This is a genomic window from Microbulbifer variabilis, assembly GCF_052468405.1.
The window spans coordinates 4,211,530-4,230,436 of record NZ_CP174343.1 but is presented as its reverse complement, the minus strand read 5'-3'; the positions used below and the strand labels follow the sequence as shown (position 1 = coordinate 4,230,436).

Here is an 18,907-nt window from a genome sequence, read left to right as displayed (position 1 = left end):
GGGTAATTACTATGGCCGCCAAACGCAAAGGACTGGGCCGGGGTTTATCCCACCTGATCAGCAATAAAAACAGCACCGCGATCGCCGAGGCTACCGGTGAAGCTGAAACCGAAACCGCCGTGGTCGACGGTGAGTTGAAGGAGTTGCCGATAGAGTTTTTGCAGCGCGGCCGCTACCAGCCACGCCGGGATTTTCCACAGGAATCCCTGCAAGAGCTGGCGGACTCGATACGCGCCCAGGGCATTATGCAGCCGATCGTCGTGCGCGGTATCGGTGAGCAGAGCTATGAAATCATCGCCGGTGAACGGCGCTGGCGCGCGGCCCAATTGGCGGGACTGGAGAAAGTGCCGGCGCTGGTGCGCAGCGTTTCCGATGAAGCTGCCATCGCTATGGCGCTGATTGAAAATATCCAGCGCGAAGACCTGAATCCGGTAGAGGAAGCTGTAGCCCTCAAGCGTTTACAGGATGAGTTCAAGCTGACCCAGCAGGAAGTGGCCGATGCGGTGGGCAAATCCCGAACTGCCGTGACCAACTTACTGCGCTTATTGAGCCTCAGCGAAGAGGTGCGCACTTTCCTGGAGCGTGGCGATTTGGAGTTAGGCCACGCCAAAGCATTGCTCGGTCTCTCCGGTGCCACCCAGCGTTCTGCCGCGCGCCAGGTAGTCGAGCGCAGCCTCACCGTGCGCCAGACAGAGGCGCTGGTGCGCCGCTTGCAGCAGCCAGCTGCGCCTGCGCCGGAAAAAGCTAAGCCCGATCCCAATATCCGCCGCCTTACCGAGCGCCTGGCAGAAAAAGTCGGTGTGCCCGTGTCTATCGATCATAACGATAAGGGCAATGGTCGCCTGGTGCTCAAATACACGACCTTGGAAGAGCTGGACGGAATCCTAGCCCATCTGGGTTACGCCGAAGATTGAGCCAACAAAGAAATGCGCGCCCTGGTGGCGCGCGCAATAACTGTTGGCAAATACTCACTGCGCTGGGCAATTCCGCCCAAAACCTCCCGAAAATCAAATAAGTTGGCGACATTTGCCGGTTGAATCGGCGATGCTGTTGCAGCATAATTCGCACGCCCAAATTTTGGGCGGACAGCGCAAAAAAGTCGGCTTATCCCGTCTATGACAAAACCCCCGGTATTACGAATAGCCGCGGTACAGCTTTTGCTGGTATCGGTGGCCAGTGCGGTACTGCACTTGAGTGGCAAACCGGTGACGGCGCTCTCCGTATTTATTGGTGGTGCATTGTGTGCACTGCCTGGCGCATATTTTGGCAGGCGCGCCTTTCGCGACAGCGGTGCGCGCGCGGCCCCTCGTGTGGTAGGTAATTTCTACCGCGCGGAAACCGGCAAATTTATATTGACCATGGCAGGTTTTGCAGCGGTGTTTGCCACCGTCAAGCCAATAAATGCTGCGGCGCTTTTTATTAGCTACGCCCTCTGTGTAATCGTGCAGTGGATTTTGGTAGCGCGCATGGTCCGCTAGCCGGTGGATAAGAAAAAAGAATTCTTACTTTTACGATTGTTGAGGAACTATGGCAGGCGAAGCTCAAACCGCGACGGCGTATATCCAACACCACCTGCAAAATATGACTTATGGCAAGCTGCCGGCCGGGTATACCCGTGCCGATGGCACTGTGCTCAATGAGTCTACATGGACTATGGCGCATTCCTCCCAGGAAGCTGCGGATATGGGCTTTTGGGCCCTGCACGTAGATACCTTGGGTTGGTCTATCGGCCTCGGTCTGATTTTCTGCTTCCTGTTTGCCCGCGCGGCTAGGAAGGCCAGTGTGGACAGACCCACCGGGTTCCAGAGCTTTGTGGAGCTGGTAACCGAGTTTATTGACAAGCTGGTTAGGGAAACCTTCCCCCACCGCAACACAATGGTAGCCCCTATGGCGCTGACCATCTTTGTGTGGGTGTTCCTGATGAACCTGATGGACCTGGTACCGGTGGACTGGCTGCCGATGGCTGCCGCCAAGATCTCCGGAAATGATCACCTTTTCTTTAAAGTGGTTCCAACCACTGACCCCAACGCCACCTTGGGTATGGCTCTGGCGGTATTTGCGCTGATGATTTTCTTCAGTATTCGCGAAAAAGGTGCACTCGGCTTCCTAAAAGAGCTGACTCTGCACCCTTTCCATACCGGCAAGTTGTTCTTTGACATTCTGCTGATCCCGGTGAACTTCCTGTTGGAAGCTGTTTCTCTCATTGCCAAGCCGATCTCCCTGGGCCTGCGACTGTTCGGAAACCTCTATGCCGGTGAGATGATCTTTATCCTGATCGCGATTGTCTTCGGTGTGGGTGTCCTCGGCTTTATCGGTGCGGGTCTCCTGCATATGGGCTGGGCGATCTTCCATGTGCTGGTGATCATCCTTCAGGCGTTCGTATTTATGGTATTGAGCACCGTGTACATGGCGATGGCGCACCATCGCGACGATGAACACGAGCACGATCAATAAGTTTTTAACCCTTTTTTCGACCTCTACAACAACTCTTTAACTTTGATTTGGAGAACACAATGGAAGCATTAGGTCTGGTTTACATCGCAAGTGCACTGCTGATCGGTCTGGGCGCCCTGGGCACCGCTATCGGTTTCGGTACTCTGGGTGGCAAACTGCTGGAAGGTTCCGCCCGTCAGCCTGAACAGGCCCCGGCTCTGCAGGGCAAAATGTTCCTGATGGCAGGTCTGCTTGACGCGGTTCCGATGATCGGTGTTGGTATCGCTATGTACCTGATCTTCGCCGTAGCTCCTGGTCTGGTTTAATTACGCCGTTCCAATTGCCCTTAACCCTATTTAAAGAGCAAGAGGTGTCGGTGTGAATATCAACCTGACTCTAATCGGCCAGTCGATTACTTTCCTGTTTTTCGTCTGGTTTTGCTGGAAGTTTGTTTGGCCGCCACTTTTGGGCGTGATGAAAGAGCGTGAGCAGAAGATCGCAGATGGTCTCGCTGACGCCGAACACGCGCAGAAGGATCTGGAACTGGCCAAGCGCAAAGCTGCCGAGCAGTTGAAGGAAGCCAAAGATCAGGCTAACGAGATTATCGATGGTGCCAACAAGCGCGCCAATCAGATTCTCGATGAAGCCAAGCAAGCGGCGCAGTCTGAAGGCGATCGTCTCAAGATTGCCGCTAAAGCTGAGATCGACCAGGAAGTGAATCGCGCGAAAGAGCAACTGCGCAGCCGCGTGGCAGATCTGTCTGTCCTTGGTGCGGAGAAGATTCTTGCGGTCAATATCGACGCTAAAGCGCACAACGACCTGATCGATAAACTGGCAGCCGAGCTGTAAGCGAGGAACCCCATGGCGGAACTCAGCACACTGGCCCGGCCCTACGCTAAAGCCGCATTTACCTATGCGCAGCAAGCCTCCGACCTCAGCGGTTGGAGCACTGCGCTGGAAACCGCGGCGGCGGTCAGCCAGAACAAAAAAGTGCGTGAGCTGCTGGATAACCCACAGCTCACCAGTGAAGAGCGCGCAGATAAATTCCTGTCGATCTGTTCAGACGAGCTCGGCGAGCACGGAAAGAACTTCATCCGGTTGCTGGCGGAAAACCACCGTCTGCAGCTGCTGCCGGAAATTTCCGAGTTGTTCGAAGAGCTGAAAGCGCGGGCAGAAGCCACCCTCGAGGTGGAAGTTGTTTCCGCACACGCCTTGAGCGACGCGCAGGCGCAAGAGCTGGGCCAGAAACTCAGCAAGAAGTTTGAACGCGAAATACATCTGCACAGCTCGGTGGACGAGAGCCTGCTGGGCGGCGCGATCATCCGCGCCGGTGATACAGTCATCGACGGTACCGTACGCGGCCGTCTGGCCAAGCTCGCCGAGGCGATGAACTCCTAAATTACTCTCCCCACCGGCACTAGCCGGCGGGGGACTTGAGGAACAGAGCATGCAGCAACTGAATCCCTCTGAGATCAGTGAAATCATCAAGAGCCGCATCGAAAATCTCGATGTGAGCACTGAAGCCCAAAATGAGGGCACTATTGTTTCCGTATCCGACGGCATCATCCGCATCCACGGCCTGGCCGATGTGATGTACGGTGAGATGATCGAGTTCGAAGGCGGCGTTTACGGTATGGCGCTGAACCTGGAGCGCGACTCCGTTGGTGCTGTAATCCTGGGCGACTACAAGGCGCTGGCTGAAGGCCAGAAATGTCGTTGTACCGGCCGTATCCTGGAAACCCCGGTTGGTCCGGAACTACTCGGCCGCGTTGTAGACGCGCTGGGTAACCCGATCGACGGTAAGGGCCCGCTGAATAACAAGCTGACCGATGCGGTGGAAAAAGTAGCGCCTGGCGTTATCGCCCGTCAATCCGTTGACCAGCCTGTACAAACCGGTTTGAAAGCGGTTGATACGATGATCCCGATTGGCCGTGGCCAGCGTGAGCTGATCATCGGTGACCGTCAGATCGGTAAGACTGCTGTGGCGATCGACGCCATCATCAACCAGAAAGGCACTGGCGTTAAGTGTATCTACGTTGCCGTGGGCCAGAAGCAGTCCTCTATTGCCAACGTAGTGCGCAAGCTCGAGGAGCACGGCGCTATGGACCACACCATCGTAGTCGCCGCTGGCGCCGCCGATCCGGCTGCGATGCAGTTCCTGGCTCCCTACGTCGGCTGTACCATGGGTGAGTACTTCCGCGATCGCGGTGAAGACGCCCTGATTGTATACGATGACCTGACCAAGCAGGCTTGGGCCTACCGTCAGATCTCCCTGTTGCTGAAGCGTCCACCCGGGCGTGAAGCCTACCCCGGTGATGTTTTCTACTTGCACTCCCGTCTGTTGGAGCGCGCTGCGCGTGTAAACGCTGAGTATGTAGAGAAGTTCACCAACGGTGAAGTGAAAGGCAAAACCGGTTCCCTAACCGCCCTGCCGATCATCGAAACCCAGGCTGGTGACGTATCCGCGTTCGTACCGACCAACGTGATTTCCATTACCGACGGTCAGATCTTCCTCGAGACCGATCTGTTCAACTCCGGTATCCGCCCTGCGATCAACCCGGGTATTTCCGTATCCCGTGTAGGTGGTGCAGCGCAGACCAAGGTAATCAAGAAGCTGTCCGGTGGTATCCGTACCGCTCTGGCCCAGTATCGCGAACTGGCTGCATTCTCTCAGTTTGCCTCTGACCTGGACGAAGCCACTAAGGCTCAGCTGGATCACGGTGAGCGTGTAACCGAGCTGATGAAGCAGAAGCAGTACTCTCCGCTGTCTATCGCGGACATGGCAGTTTCCGTTTACGCTGCCGACAAGGGTTACCTGAAAGAAGTAGAAGTTGCCAAGGTTCTCGATTTCGAAGCCGCCCTGCTCGCTTACATGAATAGCGAACACGCAGAGCTGATGGAGAAAGTGAACGCGACTGGTAACTACAACGACGAAATCGACGCAGCGTTCAAAGCCGCTATCGAGAAATTCGTCGCTACTAGCAGCTGGTAAGAACTCCCTGGAGAGCGCGAAAGAGCGGCGGGTCCGCTCTTTCGGAATCTAACTTCCAGCGAACAAGGTAAATCACTATGGCAGGCGGAAAAGAAGTACGCACAAAAATTGCCAGCATCAAGAGCACGCAGAAAATTACTGCCGCAATGGAAATGGTTGCGGCCAGTAAAATGCGCAGGGCTCAGGATCGCATGGCACTGGGGCGTCCCTACGCCCAGCGCATACGCGCAGTGATCGGCCACGTCGCCAACGCTTCGGCCGAGTACCAGCATATTTACCTGCGGGAGCGCGAGGCCAAGCGGGTCGGTTTTATCCTGGTATCCACTGACCGCGGACTCTGTGGTGGCCTGAACATCAATATGTTCAAAGCCGCTATTCGCGAGATGCAGGCGTGGTCCGAAAAAGGTGTCGACGTCGAAGTCTGCGCGGTAGGTAACAAGGCGGCCAGTTTCTTTAATGCCATCGGCAGCAAGGTTGTTGCAGCGGTACGCGATCTGGGCGATGCGCCCCAGGCTAACCAGCTGATTGGCTCAGTAAAGGTAATGCTGGACCGTTACGCAGAAGGCGATATCGATCGTCTGTTCCTGGTATCCAATGAGTTTATCAACACTATGTCCCAGAAGCCGCAGGTTGAGCAATTGCTGCCGCTGCCGAAGGACGAAGATGAAAAGCTCATGCACGAGTGGGACTACCTCTACGAGCCGGATCCGGTTGAATTGCTGGATGGATTGCTGGCTCGCTATATCGAGTCCCAGGTATACCAGGCAGTAGTTGAAAACAAAGCCTGTGAACAGGCAGCGCGTATGATCGCGATGAAAAGCGCCACCGATAACGCCGGTGAGCTGATCGATCAGTTGCAGCTTGTCTACAACAAGGCGCGCCAGGCGGCCATTACCCAGGAACTGTCCGAAATTGTCGGCGGCGCGGCGGCGGTTTAAACCGCTGCCCTCACCTGAAATGGCCAGCCTAGAAAGAATTTAAAGCTGAGGATCCGGAAATGAGTAACGGGCAAATTGTGCAAGTGATCGGAGCGGTCATCGACGTGGAATTCCCACGCGATTCTGTTCCGAATGTATACGACGCACTGGTGGTTGAGGACAAGAACCTCACCATGGAAGTGCAGCAGCAGTTGGGTGACGGCGTGGTACGCGCTATTGCCATGGGTTCATCCGAAGGTATCAGCCGCGGTCTGCCCGTGCGCAATACCGGCGCTCCGGTTTCTGTACCGGTTGGCCTGGAAACCCTAGGTCGCATCATGGACGTGCTCGGCAACCCAATTGACGAGTGTGGCCCTATCGGTGAGAAAGAGCGCTCCTCTATCCACCGCGCTGCGCCGACCTACGAAGAGCAGTCCAGCTCCACCGAACTGCTGGAGACCGGCATTAAGGTAATCGATCTGGTTTGCCCATTCGCCAAGGGTGGTAAGGTTGGTCTGTTTGGTGGTGCCGGTGTCGGTAAAACCGTAAACATGATGGAACTGATCAACAACATCGCTACCGAGCACTCCGGCCTGTCCGTGTTCGCCGGTGTTGGTGAGCGTACCCGTGAAGGTAACGACTTCTACTACGAGATGGCTGAATCTGGCGTTGTTGACCTGGAAAACAAAGCGAACTCCAAAGTGGCGATGGTTTACGGGCAGATGAATGAGCCGCCCGGCAACCGTCTGCGTGTAGCCCTGACCGGCCTGACCATGGCGGAAAAATTCCGTGATGAAGGCAAAGACGTACTGTTGTTCGTCGACAACATCTACCGTTACACCCTGGCCGGTACCGAAGTATCCGCACTGCTGGGCCGTATGCCTTCTGCGGTAGGTTACCAGCCGACCCTGGCCGAAGAGATGGGTGTTCTACAGGAGCGTATTACCTCCACTAAGACCGGCTCTATCACCTCTATCCAGGCGGTATACGTACCGGCGGATGACTTGACCGATCCGTCTCCGGCGACCACCTTCGCGCACTTGGACTCCACTGTAGTACTGAGCCGCGACATCGCCGCTAAAGGCATCTACCCGGCTGTTGACCCATTGGATTCCACTTCTCGTCAGCTGGACCCGCAGGTAATCGGTCAGGAACACTACGAAGTGGCCCGTGGCGTACAGTCCGTACTGCAGCGCTACAAAGAGCTGAAGGACATTATCGCGATCCTGGGTATGGACGAACTGTCTGAAGAGGACAAGCAGACCGTAGCCCGCGCCCGTAAGATCGAGCGTTTCCTGTCCCAGCCGTTCCACGTTGCGGAAATTTTCACCGGTGCACCAGGTAAATATGTTTCCCTGAAAGAAACCATCCGTGGCTTCCAGGGCATCCTGAACGGTGAATATGACCACATGCCTGAACAGGCCTTCTACATGGTGGGAACCATCGACGAAGCTGTGGAAAAAGCCAACAAGACCAAAGGCTAAGCCAGAGAGGCATATACTATGGCCATGACAGTACATTGTGACATTGTCAGCGCCGAGCAGTCTCTCTTCTCCGGACTGGTGCAGATGGTGATTGTGAGTGGTATTGAAGGTGAGCTGGGTCTCTCCTACGGCCACGCGCAGCTGCTTACCGCCCTGAAGCCCGGTCCGGTACGCATCATCAAGCCCGGTGGTGAAGAGGAAGTACTGTTCGTCAGCGGTGGCTACGCCGAAGTGCAGCCGAATATGGTTACCATCCTCGCGGATGTAGCCGAGCGTGAAATTGATGAGGAAGCCGCGCAGAAGGCCCGCGAAGAAGCGGAACACGCCCTGCACAAGGCACCATCTGAAGTCGATTATGCGCGTATCTCAGCCCAGCTGGCTGAAGCCGAGGCGCGTCTGCGTACTCTGCAGGCAATCCGCAAGGCGGCCGGTAAGTAAGTAGCTCTTATATTTGTGTAGGGCCGACTTCAAGGCAAAAAAGCAGCTTCGGCTGCTTTTTCTATTCTTGTTGGCTTCTTTTTCTGGAAATCTACCTTCCTACACTTTTCACCTACAATCTTTACACTTAATTCATTATATGGGATTGGGTAAAGTTGGCTTTGTTGAACTCGTCCTCCTCCCTATTCAACTCATTGTTAATTACTGAATGCTACCTAAAGTATAAATTTGTGTAGAAAAAGGTATAAGAATATATCTATACATAAGTGCGATTGTTTATTCCTATACTATGTCCATGTGAAACACTTGTGAAATTATTCTGTTATTTTAAGACATGGATTCAATGGCCTATAAAAATTTAAATTTCTTACTATGGCCGTCAATTGATAGCTGCTTCTTTGTAGAAAAAGTCAATTCCTTCAACGATTCCAAAAGTTGCTAAACGTGGCCACCAACCATTCAGATTTATGATAGTCAGTATGAGAAATGACAAATTCCGGTATGATAAGTTTGCTCTGGTGGTCTAATGACCTAGCCCTTGATGGATACTGATCGATCTCACTCTCTTGAAAAAACCGAATATTTTCCCTTCTTAAATTGCCGGACCGTCGTCTGGAAGGTGTTGGTGGGCGTTAAATCGTCGTCTAGAGTGCGCTATAAATTGTGAAATATCCTTTTTATTTTCCTGAGCTTCATTGCATGATCTTGTAATAAATGTGATTAATGTAAAGACTAGCCATTTTAGGAGTTTTGAACTCTTAATTACCAGATAATTAGATTTTCCTATTAATTTATATATCTAAAGGAAATATTTATAATTTTTTATAAACAACTATTTATAGAGGATGCAATTTATTAGGTTAAATGTAGCATCAATTTAGGAATATAAAATTCTATTTTTATAGACGAATTTTAGTGGCATTTATATCAAATTGGTACTGAAAGATTACTGATCTCTCTATCCAGAATAAATTAATAATTCGTAGTGCTAAAATTTCTAAATGGTATTATTGGAGTCCAGTTTGTAATGTTGAAGCATCCTGATCATGTCACAATTGTGGTGAATGAACTTCAATCGAGTGTGAAGTTCTTCCAGCTGCTGAACTTTGAACTAGAAGTTACAGATCTAATTTCAGGGGAGAAAGTATCCAAGTATTTACAGGTAGAGAATGTAGAAGCTGATCATTTAACCATGGTTCTGAAAAATTCTTCCCCTAGATTTGAAATACAACTTTTGCACTATAGAAATCCAAAGGTTAAGTCAGATCCGTCTATTTTTAGTCTGGCACGCCCCGGCTACAATCATTTATGCTTTGCAGTAGATGACATTGAGAAAACCCTTAAATTCTTGAATGAGAATGGTATCCGTACTCGAAGTGAAATACTCGAGTACCAAAAACGCAAGCTTGTATATATTGAGGGTCCGGAATTTATTACTATTGAGTTGGCTGAGTGGTTGTAGGGGAATTTCATTATTAATTGAATGGCTAAAAGCCAGAAGTATATATTTTTTTATCGTGGTATCTTTATTCCTCGAATACTTAATTCTTCTACTGATAAACTGTGAATGGAATTCATAATCAAGGAGAGAACTATGACTAATGATATAACACTGTACACACACCCACAGTCTCGCGGTGGCATTATACGCTGGATGTTGGAAGAACTTGAGGTACCCTACCAGGTAATAGTACTTCAATATGGGGAAGCAATGAAAACCCCAGAATACTTATCGTTAAATCCAATGGGTAAGGTACCTACACTAGTTCATAACCAGCGAGTAATAACCGAAGCAGCCGCAATCTGTATTTATCTTGCTGAAGTATTTTCTGACGCTGGTCTAGCCCCTCAAAATGATATTGAACGAGCAAAGTATTACCGTTGGATGTTCTTCTCTGCCGGGCCTGTAGAGTCTGCGGTTGTAAATAAGTATATCTTCGGGGAGCAGGCCGGAATTGATAAGCAGCAAATGTTAGATTATGGTAATTATCAATTGGCATTAGATACTTTATCGGGGGCGGTTACTTCCAGTCCCTATATTACAGGGGAACGTTTTACTGCTGCAGATGTATATATAGGCTCGCAGCTTTGGTGGGGGTTAAAATTTGGTACCATAGAGAAGCGTGAAGAGTATCAGAAATATGTTGAACGCCTGTCGGAACGAAAGGCATTCAAAAAGGCTCAATTGCTGGATGATGCATTAAATATAGAAATGAGTGAAACGTAAAATTTGCATCTTAATAACTAATATTAAGAGAAGCCAGCATGTGGTACCTGCTGGCTATAATATCTTTATAGAATTGAATAAATCTTAGTGAGATCTAAATATTAGTTTTTTTCATTTGTGATATGTTCATATTTTTCAAGAGAAAATGAAATGTTTTCTACTGAAATATAAGTTACTAGGTAATCCCAGGCTGTTCTGTGTTTAGAATAACCTAAATACGAAAAAACTGTATAAGTATTATTCTAACTAAATTAACTGTTTTTATAAAATTCCTGCCTTTATTTGCCGTACTGTTCTATTGAAGCGAAAACGATCATTCCTATCTACAGAAGTATTTTCATCCATTATGTGTTCGTACTCTTTCTCAATATCTTTCAAATAATCAAGAGCATCGTCCTTCCTTCCTTTCATTGCTATTAAATAAGAACGAGATAAACTCATGCGTAGTTTATATGAGTCAGATAGATGTTCATTGGGGTGCATATCGTGTAATTTCAGACACTCATCTAGTGTTGCCTCTATAAATGGATCATATTCCGCGACTTCCTTCGGAATAGACTTCTTACATTTGTATATAGAACTAGAAAATACTTGTCCATACCATTCGAAATATTTATCAAGATATCCCATGGTAACTTTAATCCAGGGAAGTCGATCAAAGAAAAAATCTTGATTAATAAAGAAAGATTTATTTTCAATTAGCTTTGGCATGAACTGCTTTGACACATGTTTGTTAAGCTCCTTTGTTTTACATACATCAATAAAACAAATCTCAATAGGATCTTCTGACCAACTAAACTCATTGAAATCACCTATATTAAGATCAACTAAGGAGCTATATGGGGAGACGCTTTCCTCCAAGATGGGAACGAATGAATCACCAAACTGATAGGTAAGGGAACCACATTCCCACACCCGGTCTGTACCATTTGCAGGTTTAGGTAAAAAGCCAAGCTCATAACTGCTAATGGGCTTCCTATTTAAGATATTTGTATGCTTCTTAGAGTCAATCTCGGGATTATTTAGAAACCCTTGTGCTAATGAAACAACAGACGCTCCCATAAAGCTGCCAGCATCAATAATGAATCCATGTTTTTTATAATTTTTTGATGCTAAAGAATAGAGTAGTTTTCTTTCTGCTACAGAAACCATACCTGGTATGTCGAATACTGACTGCGGAACTTGTGCTTCGGAAAATGATATCTCAGGATGTACATAGCACCCTCTTGAAACTTCAGCATTTTCAATGGTGTACATTGTGTTACTCCAACAGATAAGTAGTAGTTGTCTATTTTGCGTAAGCTACACAGAAAACAACATTTGTTTTTAGCTCATCAAGCGTAATGTCAGGTATTGTTTCTCTAACCTTAGTTTCAATCTGTGGAGTTAACCGTTTTAGGACTGATTCTGGTGAGGGCTGTAGTTCCCAGGTTTCGATATTGAAATATTTACGTGTTAAAGCTCGTATTTCATCGATCCGAATTCGATTTAGGTGTGTATATAAGTAGTGATCGTGAGGCAGCTCTCGAACGATATTAATATGATTCCAATCGCAAAACTTGAGATGATCCGGATTGCTCTCATCAAGGAGTGATGGGTTGTGAGGTGGCATATGATGTCCACTCCAGCCATAAAAGTTATGGTGGAGAAAAACCACCTTACCGCCTTTGGCTAGTAAACTAGCAATATCCTCAAACACACCTTCAATTTCAAGAAGGTGCTCTGTTACATTGTGAAGGCATATCGTATCGAAAGTTTTGGAACCCACCAGATCGCGAGTAGAGCATTGACGTAAGTCGATATCAGGAATTAAATCAATAATGTCCTGCCCAGACATTGGTGCATTTACCCACTTCCTAATGCGTTTATTTCTTACTCTCCTGGAGTCAAGAGACATAGCTGGGTCTACACCGGTGTAACTATTGGCACCGGCACAAAGGTACCCCATCGCATAACCACCAAAACCACAACCAACATCTAGTACATTGCACCCTCGTACATATTTGTGCAATTTCCTTGGCCAGGTGCAGTAGCCAAGTTCAACGGCACTACTGATAAGATCTGAATCAAAATTTTTGAGGGCGTGGCGCACATTTGTACAGTTATGGAAAAAAGCAATCTTTGCTTGCAACTCGTGATTGTCCCAATCTTCCAGCGGTTCAATTTTTTTAAGCTGTTTTGCAGCTTTTGATCTGGAAAGTTTGGAGAAAGCAGGGTGAGATTTAGATGTATCAAGAGTTTCAATTGCTTCCCTAGCGCTGTTTTCAATACGAATAAGCTTTGTTTGTTCGAGTACCTTAAGGGCTCGCTTATGCTCGGGATTGCATTTTAGTGCAATCTTTATATCTTTTTCTGCCTGATCAATGTCACCCTTGGCAATATTTAGCATAGCGGATATTGTTCGCATACCGACATGGTGTGGATGTCTGGAAATAAATGTCAAAACATACTTATCACAATTTAAAATCGATCCTTTTTTCGATTCTGCATAGCATAAGAAATAGGTTGCCGGATGGAATGGATTCAGGTCGGCAATTGGTCGTAAAAGCTCTCTTGCCAAATCTATCTCACCAGACAAAGCTGCTTGCTTGCCTTGTTCGAAATTATCTAACTGATTGATTTCTAAAGTAGACATTTAATTTTCCAAGTAATAGTAACCAAGTAGTTTTGGCGTGGATATTAACTTGCATGCTGCAATTGGGTGCAGTTGCGCATGGTTTAAATCAAATATGGTGCAATTATATTTTATTAATAGAGAGCTATACCAAAATAATGCACTGAATATACTTATACTAATAAACATGAAATATTCATGTGTCAAAGAATAAATTTATTTTTTCTGGAAAAAGTAATCAAGCCTTGACCCAAAAAAGTTGGCGCGGATGCTAACTCGTATAACCGGTAATCCATAGTAGCGTGTGTTATAAATTGGATTTCGTAAGATGGCATGTTTCAAGTGTGCATCAGAAAATAATTATTTTTTCGCAATAAATGGATCGACTAGTAAATATAGCTAGTTACAATATCATGGAGGTGGGTCTTTGAAACTAATAATAGTTGGAGGCGATGGCTTTTGTGGGTGGCCAACCTCTTTACACCTTAGCAATCTTGGTCATGATGTTATTATTCTTGATAACTTTTCTAGAAGAAGAATTGATAAAGAGCTTAATGTTCAGTCTTTGACCCCTATATGTGAGCTGGAAGAGCGGACGGCTGCTTGGTTTGATTTGACCAGGAAAAATATTCGTTTTGTTGAAATGGATGTCTCGAAGGAATATCCAGAGCTTCTAAATTTCATAAAAGAGGAAAAACCGGACAGTATTATTCACTTTGGTGAGCAGCGTGCCGCACCCTATTCAATGAAGAGTAGTGAAACCAAGAACTATACGGTATCGAACAACATTTGTGGAACGCATAATATTCTAAATGCAATCGTAGAATCGCAACTTGATATTCACCTTATACATTTAGGTACAATGGGCGTTTATGGCTATGGTCATGAGGAGCCTATTCCTATACCTGAGGGCTATCTAGAAGTAAAAATTGATACGATGGATGGAAGAGAAATTTCTGATTCTATCGTATATCCGCCAAACCCGGGCTCCATCTATCATATGACCAAAACCATGGATGCCCAAATGTTCCAGTACTATGCGAAGAACGATAAGCTTCGAATTACTGACTTGCATCAGGGGATTGTATGGGGTACACAAACCGAGCTATCGAGCCTGGATGAGAGACTTATAAATCGTTTCGATTACGATGGTGATTATGGCACTGTATTAAACAGATTCTTAATGCAAGCCACAGTAGGCTTTCCTCTCACTGTACATGGAACTGGAGGCCAGACGCGGGCATTTATTCATATTTCAGATACCTGTAAGTGCGTGGAACAAGCGCTACTACACCCACCTTCCGAGGGGGATCGGCCAATGATATTGAATCAAATGGCAGAGACTCAGACGCTTTCTGATTTGGCAAAATTGGTTCAATCACTTACTAACTGTGAAATTAGTTATCTTCCAAATCCAAGACGAGAAGCGGAAAGAAATGATTTAAATGTACGCAATGACCTTTTACGTTCTTTTGGATGGAGGCCTACGCTTATAAAGGATAGTCTTCTGAATGAAATTACTGAGATAACAGAGCGTTATCGAAATCGAGCAGACTACTCCAAAATTCCCTGTATATCCTATTGGACGCGAAGTAATGAGCTTGCAGATGTTTCCTATCAAGAAAAAATTGGTGAAGTAGCTGAACCCATTTCTTAGTCTTTCCAGGTGGCTAAAGTTATGCCTAAGCGCATCCTTATTACTGGTGGTTGCGGTTTCATTGGCTCGAATTTGATCAAAATCCTGAGTGAGAAGGGTTTATATGATGAAATTCTGGTCTTGGATAACGAGGTTACCGGGAGTATTACTTCATTATCCCGGTATCCCCATCATTTTATTCGGGGAGATATAAGAGACCAAAAAACCGTAGACGAAGCAGTAGCAGGTGTTGATGCCATCGTCCATTTAGCAGCTGACACGGGAGTTGTCGATTCAATAAAAAATCCTGCCCATAATTTTGAGGTAAATGTTCAAGGAACCGTAAATATTCTGGAAGCTATGCGCAGAAAGGGTGTTAAGTGTCTTGTTAATGCCTCAACCGGCGGTGCTATTATCGGAGACGTTGTACCACCAGTACATGAGTTAATGCCCATAAACCCGTCGTCAGCATATGGTGCATCTAAGGCCGCGGCGGAGGCCTACTGCTCCGCATATACTCAAAGTTATGGGCTTACTATTACGTCTCTAAGATTTTCGAATGTCTATGGCCCACTTTCTTTACATAAAGGTAGCGTTATAGCCGCTTTTATGAAGAAAATTTTAAAAAGAGAGCCTTGCGAAATTTATGGTGATGGTAGTCAAACACGAGATTTTATCTTTGTCGGTGATTTATGTCAGGGCATTATAAAGGCATTAGAAGTAAGGCAAAGTGGAGTTTTTCAGCTCGGTAGTGGAAGGCCAACTTCTGTGAACGAAATTATCTCTTTGCTAAAACAGATTACTGGTGAAAATGATAAATTAAAATTAGTTTACCATGGATTCAGAGTTGGAGAAGTTCGTCACAATTTTACTGATATTTCCAAAGCAAAGCAGCATCTAGGATTTTTACCAGGCACAGAACTTGTAAGTGGTATCAAAGAAACCTGGAACTATTTTATCGATAATGAAAATACGGTAGTAGGTAGACTTAATCAGAGGGTTCTAGAGAATGCAGATTGATAAATTTGCAGTCGAAGAATTTCCTGATCTCAACGCCTATGCCGGCATTGAATCGGATAATAAACTTCGTGTCTGTATTGCAACAGAAGAAATTTTAGGGCCAGTAAGGAATGGGGGTATCGCTTCAACTTATTACCATTTAGCAAAGGGCTTGGCCGCTCATGGCCATGAAGTACATGTGCTCTATTTAAAAGGGGAAAAAGTTGAAAACGAAACGCCTGAACATTGGATAGAGCATTTTTCCAGCTTTGGGGTATCTCTTCACTACTTGGCTCACGCAGAAGAGACGATCATAGGTCCCTCACAAAATTGGCAGAGACGATATAGTGCGGCTTACCGGTGGTTGGCAGAACAAGATCGGTTTCATGTTGTTCATACCTCAGAGTGGCGTGGAGGATTGATCTATGCACTTATGGCGAAGAAATTGGGGCTGGCGTTTCAGGAAACTTTATTTATTGTTAAAACCTCTTCCCCGCATCTTTGGAATCGCCACTATCAGATGCAGCCTATCTCAAAGAGGGAGCTTCTACCGGCAAGTTTTGCCGAACAGAAATGTGTTGAGTTCGCTGATATGGTCATTGGCGGTAGTGCTCACTTACTTTGTTTTATGCGTTATGTTGGTTATAAACTTCCATATGCTTCCTATGTACAACCAAATATCTTAGATTTTTCCGAAGTACATGTAGATGATCTACGCCCTGATAGAAAGCCTGGTGACCTTGTTAAAACCCAGGAACTAACTTTCTTTGGTCGGCTAGAGATGCGAAAAGGTATTGAACTTTTCTGCAATGCACTTGACCTTCTGGAACGTGCTGGGAATCCACCAGCCAAGGTGAATTTTCTTGGTAAGTATGGTGAGGCACTCCCCAATCAGAAAAATGAGAAGGTTTCAGATTATATCGAACGAAAAGCTTTGTCATGGAGCTTTGAAGTTAATTGTATAACAGATTGTAATCAACCGGAGGCTCTGTCTTTTTTATGTTCTAGAGATATGATAGCTATTATGCCTTCGCTAATTGAAAATTCCACCATGGCTGTATATGAGGCTTTAGAAAATAATATTCCCTTTATAGCCACTCGTGTTGGTGGCACACCTGAACTTATAAATGTAGAAGACCATGATACTTGTCTTATCGCTCCATACGCCCATGAACTCGCTGAGAGATTAAGTAAAGTTCTTGAAAATGGACATAGAGTGGCTCATAGCAGTTTTGACAATAAAAAAAATCTAGATGTGTGGTATGGATTCCATGCTTATCTTGCTGATTTGTTTGCTGAGTATCAAGGTGGTGATGCCATTTGCAAAGCTATAAATATTAAACCCGAGGAACCAGAGATCATTAATGAGGCCGTGACACCACGTTTAGAAGTATTGGTCTTGTTGCGTGAAGCGAGTAATACGATAGAATTTGCGGAATCTTTGATAAGTGATAAACCTGACTCTGTCAAATTTATAATAATTGACCCGGCCTTGGAGGAAATTGCAATACAGGCCTGTGATTTACTCCAAGAATCGGGAATAGACTCAAAAGTTATTGATTTTATCGGCTTTCCTGCGGGCATTGCGTTTGATTGCAGCTTAAAGGAGAGCAACTCCGATGCTTGTATATTATGTGATGGTACAGCGTCAAGATTTGTTTTAGGATTTTGTACAGCATTACGCAAGACTCTCTTGCTAGGACAGAATTATCTTATTACAAGTTTCCTTTCTCTCCCTGACAACAAAATTGTAATGCCAATTGGAAGTGATATTGTTTCAGAAATATCATTTGGAAACTCTATCGGAACGAATGTTGTCTGCATTCCTAAAGCTGTATCTGTCAAGATTGGAGATTTACTACCATATGATATTCGTTATGGTTTGTTGCAAGAGTATATTTTAAGGGCAAGTAAGGATTACGGACTGGAGTTAATGGTAATTCCTGAATGCTATTTAGAGAGTGAATGTTACTTAGAGGAGCTTGAAGATTCTCAGCATAATGCCAATTCAATATATCTTCGCTCAATGCCTTTGATAGAAAACGAAAACATAGCTTACCGGAAGCTTGCCCTTCTTCCTGGATCACAAGTAGTTGGATCGAGACTGAAACCAGCACTTTATCGAGATAAACAACGACATGAGGAAGAAGCTGTATGGCTTGTGCACGCCGATAGACCTAGAAAGATGAAAAATCGGAATCCAAGAGTTGTCGTTGGCTTAGATGAAAGGAATTCTCATCTGCTTTGTGTTGCAAATGGTATAGGAAAAAGACAGCTAATAGTAAATGGAGAGAGCCAGTCGATTTCTTTTGAAAAAAAAGAAGATGATCTGACTTTACATAGGTTTCCTATACCTGATAGCTGGGAGGAAGGGGAACGTTTTAATATTAAATTCATTTTAGAAGAAAATGAAATGAGTTATACCCGCTTTATTCGGGTTATTAAGTTATCAAAAAATGTTTTTGCAGCAATTTCGGGGAGCCCTATTTTAAATGAACTGGCTGTTGAAGAACTATTTAATCAAAAGTTAAGCTGGAGCCTTTTCTCTAAAAATGAACAATCTAATTTTGATGAGTTAAATTCTGGTGAAATGCACCAATATAGTTCAGAAAATGGTGAATTTAATCACTTGGAAGGAACTGAAGTCAGTGAAGTGAATAGTGATAAGCACTCTATAGAAGTATCTGATTCTGAACATGATTTTGCCAAAATTATTTATGATCAAAATAAAGCGGAAGAGCATGGGGTTAAATCAAGGTTCAGCTTCCAGATGTTAATACAAAAGTCTGGTACAACTCTACAACGTTTAATGAAGGGGTATACAGGCTCTCCAATCAAGGGATCAATTCCACCCCGTGAACTTTTTGCAATTGATCCTCGTTCTATAGAGGGTTGGGCTTGGGACAGAAGCAACATAACACGTAATCTAGTTGTTGTTTTGGAACTTAATGGAACTGTGATCGCAGAGGCTACTGCTAACCGTTATATTGAGCGATTTGGTACGAGGAACCCAAAGCTGGCTTGGTATGGTTTTAGGTTTGCATTAACCCCTGATATTAAGCAAGAAAACTCTGAAATTACGATACGTGTAAAGGAAAATGGGTTAATTTTGAGAAATGGGCGTCTACGTTACCTCAAGCAAATGTTAGTAGCGATGTAAGGCCGCC

At 45.9% G+C, this 18,907-nt stretch carries 17 protein-coding genes; 15 read left to right on the top strand and 2 right to left on the bottom strand.

The features are described 5' to 3' along the window. Nucleotides 1-11 precede the first annotated feature (11 nt). The 12 genes from ACJJJB_RS19165 (at nucleotide 12) to ACJJJB_RS19110 (ending at nucleotide 10,491) form a co-directional block, all read left to right on the top strand. Complete coding sequence (locus tag ACJJJB_RS19165; protein WP_020413892.1) at nucleotides 12-914, top strand: ParB/RepB/Spo0J family partition protein; 903 nt, start codon at nucleotides 12-14, stop codon at nucleotides 912-914. A 201-nt stretch (nucleotides 915-1,115) separates the two neighbouring features. Then, on the top strand, nucleotides 1,116-1,478 hold the full coding sequence (locus ACJJJB_RS19160) for an ATP synthase subunit I (protein WP_282952046.1): 363 nt from the start codon (nucleotides 1,116-1,118) through the stop codon (nucleotides 1,476-1,478). A gap of 49 nt (nucleotides 1,479-1,527) precedes the next feature. After that, the gene (gene atpB / locus ACJJJB_RS19155; RefSeq protein WP_020413894.1) at nucleotides 1,528-2,454 is read left to right on the top strand and encodes a F0F1 ATP synthase subunit A; all 927 of its coding nucleotides are present in this window, start codon (nucleotides 1,528-1,530) and stop codon (nucleotides 2,452-2,454) included. Between the two features lie 59 nt (nucleotides 2,455-2,513). Further along, nucleotides 2,514-2,759 (top strand): F0F1 ATP synthase subunit C, encoded by a 246-nt coding sequence (gene atpE, locus ACJJJB_RS19150; protein ID WP_020413895.1) that lies wholly within the window; start codon nucleotides 2,514-2,516, stop codon nucleotides 2,757-2,759. A 52-nt stretch (nucleotides 2,760-2,811) separates the two neighbouring features. Continuing rightward, complete coding sequence (locus ACJJJB_RS19145; RefSeq protein WP_020413896.1) at nucleotides 2,812-3,282, top strand: F0F1 ATP synthase subunit B; 471 nt, start codon at nucleotides 2,812-2,814, stop codon at nucleotides 3,280-3,282. Between the two features lie 12 nt (nucleotides 3,283-3,294). Continuing rightward, nucleotides 3,295-3,831 carry a F0F1 ATP synthase subunit delta gene (locus ACJJJB_RS19140; RefSeq protein ID WP_282952047.1) on the top strand — a complete coding sequence of 179 codons (537 nt, stop codon included), beginning with the start codon at nucleotides 3,295-3,297 and terminating at the stop codon, nucleotides 3,829-3,831. Between the two features lie 49 nt (nucleotides 3,832-3,880). Then, on the top strand, nucleotides 3,881-5,425 hold the full coding sequence (gene atpA / locus ACJJJB_RS19135) for a F0F1 ATP synthase subunit alpha (RefSeq protein WP_020413898.1): 1,545 nt from the start codon (nucleotides 3,881-3,883) through the stop codon (nucleotides 5,423-5,425). A 77-nt stretch (nucleotides 5,426-5,502) separates the two neighbouring features. After that, nucleotides 5,503-6,363, top strand: a complete 861-nt coding sequence (atpG, locus tag ACJJJB_RS19130; protein WP_020413899.1) for a F0F1 ATP synthase subunit gamma — start codon at nucleotides 5,503-5,505, stop codon at nucleotides 6,361-6,363. A gap of 59 nt (nucleotides 6,364-6,422) precedes the next feature. After that, entirely contained in the window at nucleotides 6,423-7,826 is a 1,404-nt protein-coding gene (atpD, locus tag ACJJJB_RS19125) for a F0F1 ATP synthase subunit beta (protein WP_020413900.1), read from the top strand. 18 nt (nucleotides 7,827-7,844) lie between these two features. Beyond that, nucleotides 7,845-8,264, top strand: coding sequence for a F0F1 ATP synthase subunit epsilon (locus ACJJJB_RS19120; protein WP_020413901.1), 420 nt, complete (start codon nucleotides 7,845-7,847; stop codon nucleotides 8,262-8,264). 1,027 nt (nucleotides 8,265-9,291) lie between these two features. After that, on the top strand, nucleotides 9,292-9,726 hold the full coding sequence (locus ACJJJB_RS19115; RefSeq protein ID WP_051089517.1) for a VOC family protein: 435 nt from the start codon (nucleotides 9,292-9,294) through the stop codon (nucleotides 9,724-9,726). A gap of 132 nt (nucleotides 9,727-9,858) precedes the next feature. Then, on the top strand, nucleotides 9,859-10,491 hold the full coding sequence (locus ACJJJB_RS19110) for a glutathione S-transferase family protein (RefSeq protein WP_445365323.1): 633 nt from the start codon (nucleotides 9,859-9,861) through the stop codon (nucleotides 10,489-10,491). A 261-nt stretch (nucleotides 10,492-10,752) separates the two neighbouring features. Here the strand turns inward: ACJJJB_RS19110 and ACJJJB_RS19105 are convergent, their stop codons facing one another. Next, nucleotides 10,753-11,748, bottom strand: coding sequence for a hypothetical protein (locus tag ACJJJB_RS19105; protein ID WP_282952049.1), 996 nt, complete (start codon nucleotides 11,746-11,748; stop codon nucleotides 10,753-10,755). Nucleotides 11,749-11,779: 31 nt separating this feature from the next. After that, nucleotides 11,780-13,126: a methyltransferase domain-containing protein gene (locus ACJJJB_RS19100; RefSeq protein WP_282952050.1), complete on the bottom strand. Its 1,347-nt coding sequence runs from the start codon at nucleotides 13,124-13,126 to the stop codon at nucleotides 11,780-11,782. Between the two features lie 406 nt (nucleotides 13,127-13,532). Between ACJJJB_RS19100 and ACJJJB_RS19095 the strand changes: the two genes are divergently transcribed. The 3 genes from ACJJJB_RS19095 to ACJJJB_RS19085 are packed head-to-tail and all read left to right on the top strand — an operon-like array spanning nucleotide 13,533 to nucleotide 18,900. Next, the gene (locus ACJJJB_RS19095) at nucleotides 13,533-14,762 is read left to right on the top strand and encodes an NAD-dependent epimerase/dehydratase family protein (protein WP_282952051.1); all 1,230 of its coding nucleotides are present in this window, start codon (nucleotides 13,533-13,535) and stop codon (nucleotides 14,760-14,762) included. A gap of 21 nt (nucleotides 14,763-14,783) precedes the next feature. Next, nucleotides 14,784-15,761, top strand: coding sequence for an SDR family NAD(P)-dependent oxidoreductase (locus ACJJJB_RS19090; protein ID WP_282952052.1), 978 nt, complete (start codon nucleotides 14,784-14,786; stop codon nucleotides 15,759-15,761). Further along, the gene (locus ACJJJB_RS19085; RefSeq protein WP_445365322.1) at nucleotides 15,751-18,900 is read left to right on the top strand and encodes a glycosyltransferase family 4 protein; all 3,150 of its coding nucleotides are present in this window, start codon (nucleotides 15,751-15,753) and stop codon (nucleotides 18,898-18,900) included. Before ACJJJB_RS19090 ends, ACJJJB_RS19085 begins: the two co-directional genes overlap by 11 nt. The last annotated feature ends 7 nt before the right edge of the window (nucleotides 18,901-18,907 follow it).